The organism is Methanobrevibacter oralis (genome assembly GCF_001639275.1).
GTDB classification, from domain to species: domain Archaea; phylum Methanobacteriota; class Methanobacteria; order Methanobacteriales; family Methanobacteriaceae; genus Methanocatella; species Methanocatella oralis.
Genome location: NZ_LWMU01000043.1, coordinates 33915 through 44969 on the forward strand (window position 1 = coordinate 33915; position 11055 = coordinate 44969).

Below are 11055 nucleotides of genomic sequence, written 5' to 3' on the forward strand. Positions count from 1 at the left end.
TCCGAAAAATTCACCACACAAGGATTTAAAAGAACTATACAACAAAAGATGGAAAATAGAAAACCAATTTTGACAGATTAAAAAACATAATCCACATAAGAAAACTTCAGCGGATACTCAGAACAAATCATACAACAAGAGACTTCTACGCCAACATATTCAATGTTTAATTACCTAATGGCCATGAAAATCGACGCGGACCAAAAAAAAATACAAGAAAAACAAAAAACAAAAACTTAAAACACAAATACAAAACCAATCTCAATGTACTATTCGGATTTTAATCAAATTAGACATGCCTGACTTACTAATCTGACGATTATCAAGAAAGAATAAACGCCGTAAAAAGAATATTAAACACCGCACAATCAATATTTAGTAGAAAAAAAATAGAGAAAATAACCGAAATCCTGATAGACTAATCATAAGATCCAACTAACAAATTCCCACCAACACAAAGAAGATGTGAATAAAAAAAAATATTTTTCAAATTATTTCTTAAATTAACTGGGTTGGATTACGAACAAAATGTGCTTTTCCATCATTAATTATATATTTTCGATTTTCATATTTATCCTAATTTATTTCCCAAGTTTCATCACAAAATATTCCCTGAAATTTATCATCAAAAACAATCCCCCTAAATCAAAAAAATCCAATCATAAAATTCTAAATAACCATATAAAAATATAATTTACTAATATTTAATATTAACTATTAATAATACTTAAAATTAAACATAAAATAATTTAAACAAATATAAAAACTATTAAAATAAACACATCCAATTACAAGCAAATTAAAGGAATTTAAAACAAAAAAAATAATCAAAAATGAAAAATCAATAAAAAAAATAATCAAAAACCCATAAAAAAAAGTAAAAAAAATAAAAAATAAATCATATAAACCAATACAATATCAAATAAAAGATTTAAATAAGAAAAATAAGAAAATAAAATACTATAATTAAAAATTAAAAAATAAATTTCTTAAATTAACTGGGTTGACTTTAAATTGATAATAAAGAAAAAAATGTAACATCCAAAATTTCAGTTTGATTCAATTCAATTAACTTTTTAAAAGAGTTCTATTTTTTTAGAAACTATTATATTATACTTAAAATATATTATTTTAATAAATGTGCTTTATGAATTATTAAGTATACTTTATATTGTATTAAAATTTTGGTGATTAATAATGGAAAAATCTTTTAAGTTTTCATTGATTCTTTTAGTTGTTTTTGTACTTATTGGATCATTAAATATGGTTTCTGCCTCTATTGATATTGTCAATGAAGCAGTTTTAGATGATTCCTCTTTATCTTCTGATACGTTGGAAGATGTTGTTTCTGTAAATGATAATATTGTGTATGTCTCAAATTATGGTAATGATGAAAGTGGTAATGGTTCTATAGATTCTCCTTATGCAAGTTTATCTCAAGCAATTAACAAATCTGAAAATGGTTATGTAATATGCTTGAATGGTTCTTTTTCTGGTGAAAAAAATTGTAATTTATTTATAGATAAAAATTTATCAATTACTTCTTTTGGTCTTTCATATATTAATTGTGGTTCTAAAAATAGGATTTTTAATGTTTTAGAAGGATGTACTTTTTCTGTTAGTAATTTATCTTTTTCACATGCTGATGTTTCTAATTTAGATAATTCTAATGGTGGGGCTATATATTCAGAAGGTATTTTAATTATTCAAAGATGTGAATTTAACTATTGTACTGCTAATAATGGAGGAGCCATTTATTCTAAAGGCAAATTAATATTAAACAATTCTAGATTCTATTATAATAGAGCAATAGCATACGGAGGAACTATATACTGCTCAGCTGATAATAGTTTAGTTAATAATTCTATTTTTAAAAAGAATTGTGCTAAGAGTAAAACTACTGGAGTTTCTGGTGGTGCTATTTCTAATTTTGGTAATAATTTCACTGTTTCTTGTTCTCTATTTGAGGGTAATTATGCGAAAGAAACTAGTAAAGTTAAAAATGATCCAATTTATGGTGGTGCTATTTCTAATTATGGAAAAGGATTTTATGTCTATGGTTGTGACTTTATAGGTAATTATGTTGAAGTTAGAACTGATGCTGGTTCTGGTGAAGTTTGTTTAAATATTGCTGAAGGTGGTGCTATTTATACTGTTGCAGGTGCTAAAGTAGAAAATTGTCATTTTGATAAGGATACTGCTCATTGTAGATATTCTAGCAATCAAATTAATATCTATGGTAATAGATGTTATGGTGGTGCTATTAGTATTGCTTCAGGTAAAAGTTTTTATCTTTTAAATAATACTTTCACAAATTGTAGTTCTGCTAATGGTGTTGTGAAAAATGATGCTAATTATGCTATATTTGAAAATAACACTTTTGATAATAATAAAGCAATGTTTATGGGTTCTTCAATATATGATAATGGTGAAAATAATCTTTATATTGGTAATACTTTCTTAAATAATAATGATTCTAAAAATCAAGCTCAGGGAACTGTATATGCTAATGCTTGTAATGTAACTTTTGAAAATAATACTTTTCTTAATAATTATGATACAAGTGGTAGTGTATATTCTTTTAATAATGCTGCTATTTATATTTATAATCCTACTTTTAAAGGAGGATCAGATGCAGGAAATACTAATATTAAAATCTCAAATAATAAGTTTAATGGTAATGATATGGGTATTTATTTATATTGTTCTGGTGGAGCTAAAATTTCAAATAATAAATTCACTAATCAAAGACAAAATGCTATTCAAACTTATGCAGGTAGGGATTTAAATATTTTAGATAATTATTTTGAGAATAATCATGGATATCATGGTGCTGTTGATATAGGTTCTCGTAACACTCTTATTAAAGGCAATACATTTGTCAATAACACTGGTGTTGTTGCAGGAGCTATTGGTCTTTTATGTAGGGGAGATTTAACAATTGATTCTAATACTTTCATAGGCAATCATGTTACTTCTGAGGGTGGTGGAGATATTTACTCAATTTATGGGGATATGAAGATAACAAATAATGATTTTGTTATTAATTCTATTTATAAAGATGAAAGTTCTATCTATACAAAATATGGTAAGATTAATGCTATAAATAATAAATTCACTATTTCGAATAATCTACATAAAATTATTAAACAAAGAGGTCAAATTGAATATTATTTGAATAATGTTATTTATGATAATACTCTGGTAAATGATGATGGTAGTGTAAATAATTCTTCTGTTGAGAATCTTGTAGACCTTCATAAAAGAACTAAGGATGATTTTATTTATTATCGTAATGCTACTGAGAATAATGTTAATTTAGATGATGACTCCGACCCTATTGATTCTGGTAATACTGAACCAAAGCATATAGAAGAGATGATTAATGACATTGTTGATGATATAACTGATATTATTAATGATATAACTGATATTATTGATAATATAAATGGTTCTAGTGATGGAAGTTCTGATGGTTCTTTTATTTCTTCTGTTGGAACATTAAATTCTAATAGTTCTATTACTAATAGTTCTTCAGATGTTGGTAAATCTCATGAGCTTGATAAAGATCAAAGTATTGAAGTTAGTTCTCAACCAACTACTGATTCTGCTAAGGAAATAAGTTCTGAAGAACTTTCTCGATCAATTGCTTATGATTTATCCGAAAAAAAACCAGCTACTTCAATTAATTCTAATATGAATCTATTTGCTATTTTGATTATTGTTTTAGCTATATTGTTAATTTATGGATGTTATAGAGGTAGAAAAGATATTTAATATTTGATTATTATTTATTATCTATTCTTTTCTTTATTTTTGAGGCTGACTCATAATTTTTGTGTTTAAATTTTTTTCTTATTTTATTATCTTTTAATTTTATATATTAGGAAGTACAATTTATTATTAGAGTTAATTAACTTTTTGGTTGTGTTTCTTATGGTTTTGAGAGAGGATAAAATTGATCAGCAATTATTGGTTCCTTTGGACTTGAAAGATTTGATTCCAAAAGATCATCTAGATTTAGTAAAACTCAAACACATAGCAATAGATGGAATAAAAATCAAAGCCAAAGCATCCATAAATAATTTAACCAATCAAGAACAAATAGATTTACTTAAAGACATCTTAAAAAAGAGTATTGAACTCGATGAAGAAGAAGATGAACTTCTCGGAGACGAATCAGGAAATTCTGTACCAAAAGAATTAATTGACAAAAAAATCCTTTGAAGAAATCTACAAAAAAGTAACCAAAACCACAAAAGGAAATAGAAACGAATTCAAACTACGAAGAAGCAGTAAAAAGCTCCTTGACCAAGCAAAAAAAGATAAAAAAATCTGCCAAAAAAGTTTTGCAGAAAGTCGAAAAAATCGATTCAGAACTAAAAAAGACAAAAAAAAAAAAACGATGCAATCAGCATAAAAGACCCCGAATCACGATGAATGCTAAACAAAAAAAGCAAATGGGAATTCAATTACAATTTACAAATCGGAATAGACGAATACAAAGGAATAATAGTCTCATCATCACTAACACAAAATCCAACAGACGTATTCGAACTAATTCCACAAATAGAACAAATAAAAGAAACCTTTGGTAATTTAACACCAAATACACAAATTTCACCCAACAACGACTACTCAACAAACGAAAACATAAACTATCTATCAGAAAATCATCTTGATGGATAACATATCCACCAGAAAACTCTCAAAAAAACTCAAAAAAATCAACAAAAAAGATAAACCATTCAAAAAAGACAAATTTATCTTCGATCATGAAAAAAAACACCTATATCTGCCCAATGGGTCAAATACTAGAAAACCAAAAAAAAGCTACAAAAAGAACACACGAATCGCATACTGGACAAAAAACTGCAAAAACATGCAAAAAACACCAAGAATGTTGTGGAAATAATTATTCAAGAGTAATAACAGATTATGAAAATCCAAATAAAATAAAAATGCTCAGAAAAATGGAAACACCATAGGCACAAGAAATCTATAAAAAACGATCAAAAACAGCAGAATAGCCATTTGGAAATATAAAACAAAATCTAAAAGTAACAGAATTCAACACAACTGGACTAAAAAGAACACAAACAGAAGCAAAATTACTCGCAATATCACACAATTTAAAAAGAATATACAACGAAACAATACAAAAAGAACTCATACCCCCAACAAAACAAACAAAATACCTGAAAATAATAAAATTAATGCCAAAAAATTTTAAAAAAATAATTAATTTTGAGTCGCCCTCTTTTTTTAAAATTTAATCTTATAAAAATCATGCCAAGTTAATATCTATTTTTGTTTAAATAATTCTTCTAATTGTTTAAAAAGAATATCCTATTTAATTTGCTTGAATTAACTTTTAATTATAGTATTTTACGAAATGTTTACCCCAAAGAATTTCATCACCCAATTTTCAAAATATGAAATCTTATCTATTTTTTCATAAAATTTTGACTCAAAAAGTTTAATTAATTCATCCAATGATTTATGATCGGTGTTATATATTTCTCTCTTTATATCTTTCCATATGTCTTCTATAGGGTTTAAAAACGGACAATATGGAGGTAAATAAACAAGGTTTACTGATAAAATTTCACATGCTTCTTCAACAATTTTCGCTTTGTGGATCTTTGCATTATCTAAAAAAAATATTCAATGATTTTTCTTCTTTCATGAGTAAACTTAATTTTTTGTTGATTAACATCTTTTGCAGGTGTTTTTTTATTATTTGATTGATTTTGTAGTAGTTAATATGGTATTTTTTGCATTTGGATTTGAATTTTTTTTTGGGATAATCTTTTGCTCATCATCAAACATTTGTTTGTATTCTTTTTCATCCATGCATTTTTCCAATAATTCAAGTTTTACATTATCAATTTCTAATTTTGAACTTGATATGATCTCAGAGATTATTTTTAGTGCTTTTGGATTTTCTGTTCTGGAAATTAAATATTTACAGATAGTTAACACAAAATTATTAGCATTATTTTTTTTGGGTTGAAAAATATTGCAGATTCACAATTAATTCCTTGAAAACCAACTCCATTAACCCCATATCGCTCACCACTTTTTTTAAACCTATTTTTATCTTTAACACCATTAATTGTCGGATTACATAATCTCCTGGTTGTGTTAGTTGTATTTTGACATCTAGATTCATCAAGGACAATAACATCTTCAATTTCAAAATCAATTACGAACGTTTTTTTAAAAGTATTTCTTCGGCATCTGCTGGAGCTTCATTGTAAATAAGGAACGGTTTACAATAATTAAACCCTAATTTCTTTCTTGTAATTTCCCAAACTTGTTTATAAGAATATTTGACTCCAAATCTCTCTTTAATTAGTTCTTGTGCACCAATAATGGTGTAATGTTTATCGGGATCACTTAAGAGTATTTTTAATTCAATTAACTGATCATTAGTTAATTTGGATTTTGTACCGCAATTTGAGTAATCTGGTATTAAACCTTCGATTCCATATTCATCATAATCTTTAACCCAATTTCCTACTGTTTTTCTATCCTTACGAATGAATTCCCCAACTGTAGTTCTAGTTTCACCCAATTTAACCATTCTAACTGCTAATAATCTCATATAAATATTGTGTGCTTGCCTATATTCTTTTAAATATTTATCAAGTTCTGCGATTCCTTGTTCTTCGAGTTTATCTATAGTTTCCATGATTAAATATTTGTCACTCATTAGGGATAAAATTTTCGTAATATACTATAATATGGATGAGTTACTATAATCACAAGAATACATAGAAAATATCTCTCTAAAATCAATAAAAATTATTAACTATTTATATTATAAAAACTTACTTAAAAAGACATTTTATTAAGATAATTAAATTTTATAAGTTTTTGATAAAATGACTAAATTTTTAACTTATAATGCTATCATATTTACAATACAATCAAAAAATTCTTTTTTAAAAGTTCAAACACAAAATTAAAATATTTAAACAAATTAATCCTTTATATGGCAATAAATTATGGATTTAGCAGAATAGATGAGATTTGTTAAACCTAATAAAAAAATAAAAATGGGAAAAATAAAGAATAAAAATTAGTTGATTATAATATCCTCCCAAATTAAATTATTTTTTGATCACTATAAGCTTTCCAATTTTACTTACATGGTAATTTTTATTAGCAGAAGAAATAATTACTTTATGGGCACCTTTTGTAAGACCTTTAGTGCTAATTTTAGCTATTCCTTTACTATTAGTTTTTACTTTGTAAGTTTTGTATTTTTTACCATTAGAAACTTTAATAATAATAGATAATTTACTAATAACCTTCTTAGTTACTTTATTTTTAATAAAAACTTGGAAGTATTTAGCTTTTTTAACTTTTGCAGCAACTTTATTAGCTTTCACAGAAGTATAAACTTTATTTACTTTAATAGAAACTTTTTTAGTTGCAGTAACATATTTTTCTCCACTAACTTTAATATAAGCTGTATAAGTGCCTACAGCTTGTTTAATAGCTAAAGAAATTATTCCATTATTATTTGTAGTTACAGTGTAAGTAGATTTGCCAATGGTAATAGTTACCTTTTGATTTACAATAGCATTGCCTTTATTGTCTTTAATAGTAGCAACTAATTTATTAGCATTTCCATAAGTTTTAACAACATTACTTGCAGTAATCACAACAATGAGTGGGGTATTATTAGAGATAAGGTTATTAGCTTCACATCCTTTATCAAATGTGACACTATCATCACCAACTAATTTATTAGCAATTAAATTATTATTATAAATAGTATTTTGAGAAAATCCCTCTTTACAAGATTCAGTTAAATTAATAGTATAATTACCATTAGTATTGATTTTATTATTAAATGCAATGATTTTAGCATTATTAGTAGCTAGAATACCTGTAATAGTGTTGATTGGTAAGCCAAGTTCACAACAATTTTGTTTACATTTAGCAACAATGGTATTACCGATAAAATTGGTTTTAGTGGAAGTTTTAACGCCAATAGCGTCTTTGCCTGGAATACCAACAATATTAATTACATTTTCAATAATATTTGCTTCTTTAGAATCAGATAAAATACCATATTTAGAAGAATCAATATTATTACATGAAATAAAAACTCTGTTAGCATGAGCATTAGCATATATTCCTATGTTATCAGAAATAAATTCCTCTCCAGATGTAGCATTACCAAGAGCTAAACCTTTAGTAACAATTTCGTTACATATAATTTCAGTTAAATCAGAACTAGTTGCAATACCAATTGTATAATTACCTTCAAGATTAATTTTATTAGTTAAAAGAGTTACATCTTTACAACCATAAAGTCCTATACCATAAATAGAATTAGAACGGCCAGTTATTTTATTATTATTAATCATTAAATTAAAATGACCTTTATATCCTTCAACTTTCATAACATAAGCATTAGCAGAAGCTAAAATAGAAACATCATTGCTATTAAATGAAACATTAGTATTATCTTTTAAATAAATATTACAAAGATTATCAGAACCCTCGCCTTGTACAGTATCAACAACATTAAATTTATTACCTTTAATTACAATATTATTAGAATCTACAAGATACAAACCTAAATTAGTGTAATTAGATGCCAAAGTAATAGGGTCATAGTGAACAAGTAAAGATTTGAGATTTGCATCAAGTTTATTGTCCTTAAAGATAAGATTTTCAATTTCAGATAAACTTATAGCATATTGAGTAACTGTACCATTAGTATTAGCAGTGAATTTAATAGTATTTTCATTAATAATTAAATTTTGCACTGTTTTTGAGAATATGGCATAAGCATTAGAATCATTTATAGCATTAACAATAATATCATTTTTTAAAATACTAGTATTTGAAATTTTATCAATTGATGAAATATCAATAGCAACTGCAGTAGAATTGATAATATTATCAAAAATACTAACTCCAGTTATATTGTTCGATTTAGTATTTTTATATGAATTACCAATTTTAATACCAAATCTTCCATTAATCTTGTTGGAACTTATAGTTAAATTTGTAAGTGGTGTTTTACCAGAATTTGAAGTACCAGAATAAGCATAAATTCCTAATCCATTTTTAGCATCAATTATATTATTGGATATGACAGAGTTGTTAACAGGATGCAATTCAATACCTACTGTATTAGCAGATATATTTTCAGATTTAACATTAATATTATTATTAGTAATTTTCAAATTATTGTATGTCATTTTATTATTTTGAGCATCTTTACCTCCAAAAATACCTATTGAAGAGCCTTTTATAGCTAAAACATTAATATTATTACCTTCAATTGTAATGCCATTAATATCCTTAGCAGCAGACATATCAATACCCTTAGAATCAACGCCGATTAAGGTAATATTGTTATTGGAGATAAAAGTACCGTTGACTTTAGCATTGTTAAATTGAATACCTGTAGCAGTAGATGAACTATTTACAATGATAGTATTATTATAAACTTTATCTTCAAAATCTACTATAATTCCAATAAATTTAGCATTAATATAGTTATTATATACTTCCCAATCTATAGTGTTTTGAATTGCATTAATACCATTAGAAACGTTGGTTATATTATTGCCATATACTTTATAATTTATAGCATTTTGAACTTGGAATGCTATATTACCATTAATAATATTATTATATCTAAATGTATTGTTAGAAGTACTAGTTGCACTTAATCCATTACCATAAACTAACCATCCAGAACCAGAACCATCAATAGTATTATATTCAATAATATTATTACTTATGGTTCCATTTTGAGGATTTCTATACCATGTTGCCATAGAATGTCCTAATATACGAGTAATGTAAAATACATAGGGAATACCATTAACTCCGGGAACTGTTCCTGCATTGATATAATTATGACTAATTAAATTATCACAACCTAAAAGATAAAATGGATGTGATCCAGAAATCAATGTATTATTATATATAGTGGAATGAAATACATCACCTAAACCTAAAGCATGTGAATTAGTTGCATTATTGCGTATATAATTATCTTTAATTGTAATATTAGAAACTTGAATTGCTAAAATTGGCCATAATGGCAAATTATCTGCACCAGTATAATTCTTAGCATCTGTATCTACAGTTATATTCAAACCATAAATAATACTATTATCTGCACCTTTGTATAATTTAATCATACAATTATGAAGAACATCAGCAGAAGAGTTAGAAGTAATGGTTAAAGATTTATTAATATTAAATACTTTACCTTCTAAGTTAGATAATTTTAAAATATCTCCATCTTTAATAGGGGCATCATCTCTGATTGTTCCAGCTATATCATCTTCACTTTCATTATCAGCAACGAAATAATTAGCATAATTATCATTATCAATTACCCAAGTTTGAGCAGTATTATCACGATCACCAGAAGCAAGCGCATCATTTTCAAAAGATTGCTCACTTGCAGCAATTGTTTGATCATTTAAAACATCATCGGAAGAACCTACATCGGAAATAGCAACATCACCATCATCAATAGCAGAGACTCCACCAATACTTATAAACATTAACATAAATGCTAAACAATAAATCAATTTAGAATTTTTCATAATTAACTCCTGATTTAAATAATTATTTTCAATTATATTTTATTAAAATAAAATTTAAAAAAATATAATTAAATAGGTTTATAAACAACTAAATACATAAATGTTTCTAATATTACAATCCAGTTAATTTAGGAAATTTATTTTTTAATTTTTAATTATATTATTTTATTTTCTTATTTTTCTTATTTAAATCTTTTATTTGATATTGTATTAGTTTATATGATTTATTTTTTATTTTTTACTTTGTTTTATGGGTTTTTGATTTTTTTTATTGATTTTTCATTTTTTGATTATTTTTTTTGTTTTAAATTCCTTTAATTTGCTTGTAATTGGACGTGTTTATTTTAATAGTTTTTATATTTGTTTAAATTATTTTATGTTTAATTTTAAGTATTATTAATAGTTAATATTAAATATTAGTAAATTATATTTTTATTATATTATAGTTATTTATGAT

At 25.3% G+C, this 11055-nt stretch carries 9 protein-coding genes; 5 read left to right on the forward strand and 4 right to left on the reverse strand.

Annotation, left to right across the window (positions count from 1 at the left end; genetic code table 11):
* Positions 1-1197 precede the first annotated feature (1197 nt).
* From MBORA_RS01505 to MBORA_RS11415, 5 genes are all read left to right on the forward strand, one after another.
* Positions 1198-3777 (forward strand): right-handed parallel beta-helix repeat-containing protein, encoded by a 2580-nt coding sequence (locus MBORA_RS01505; protein ID WP_042693746.1) that lies wholly within the window; start codon positions 1198-1200, stop codon positions 3775-3777.
* A gap of 159 nt (positions 3778-3936) precedes the next feature.
* The gene (locus MBORA_RS01510; RefSeq protein WP_052331826.1) at positions 3937-4227 is read left to right on the forward strand and encodes a hypothetical protein; all 291 of its coding nucleotides are present in this window, start codon (positions 3937-3939) and stop codon (positions 4225-4227) included.
* Positions 4228-4440: 213 nt separating this feature from the next.
* Complete coding sequence (locus MBORA_RS11050; RefSeq protein ID WP_231475891.1) at positions 4441-4689, forward strand: hypothetical protein; 249 nt, start codon at positions 4441-4443, stop codon at positions 4687-4689.
* 86 nt (positions 4690-4775) lie between these two features.
* A complete protein-coding gene (locus MBORA_RS11055) occupies positions 4776-4988 on the forward strand; it encodes a hypothetical protein (protein ID WP_232817564.1) in 213 nt (70 codons plus the stop codon).
* Between the two features lie 54 nt (positions 4989-5042).
* Entirely contained in the window at positions 5043-5276 is a 234-nt protein-coding gene (locus tag MBORA_RS11415; RefSeq protein WP_220607763.1) for a hypothetical protein, read from the forward strand.
* Positions 5277-5388: 112 nt separating this feature from the next.
* On the opposite strand, the gene MBORA_RS11420 is transcribed toward MBORA_RS11415, so the two are convergent.
* From MBORA_RS11420 to MBORA_RS01535, 4 genes are all read right to left on the reverse strand, one after another.
* Entirely contained in the window at positions 5389-5667 is a 279-nt protein-coding gene (locus MBORA_RS11420; RefSeq protein ID WP_082853371.1) for a transposase, read from the reverse strand.
* Positions 5668-5739: 72 nt separating this feature from the next.
* The gene (locus MBORA_RS01525; protein WP_063720135.1) at positions 5740-5985 is read right to left on the reverse strand and encodes a hypothetical protein; all 246 of its coding nucleotides are present in this window, start codon (positions 5983-5985) and stop codon (positions 5740-5742) included.
* 223 nt (positions 5986-6208) lie between these two features.
* Complete coding sequence (locus MBORA_RS01530; RefSeq protein ID WP_042693740.1) at positions 6209-6697, reverse strand: helix-turn-helix domain-containing protein; 489 nt, start codon at positions 6695-6697, stop codon at positions 6209-6211.
* Positions 6698-7118: 421 nt separating this feature from the next.
* A complete protein-coding gene (locus tag MBORA_RS01535) occupies positions 7119-10598 on the reverse strand; it encodes a right-handed parallel beta-helix repeat-containing protein (protein WP_042693738.1) in 3480 nt (1159 codons plus the stop codon).
* Between the last annotated feature and the right edge of the window lie 457 nt (positions 10599-11055).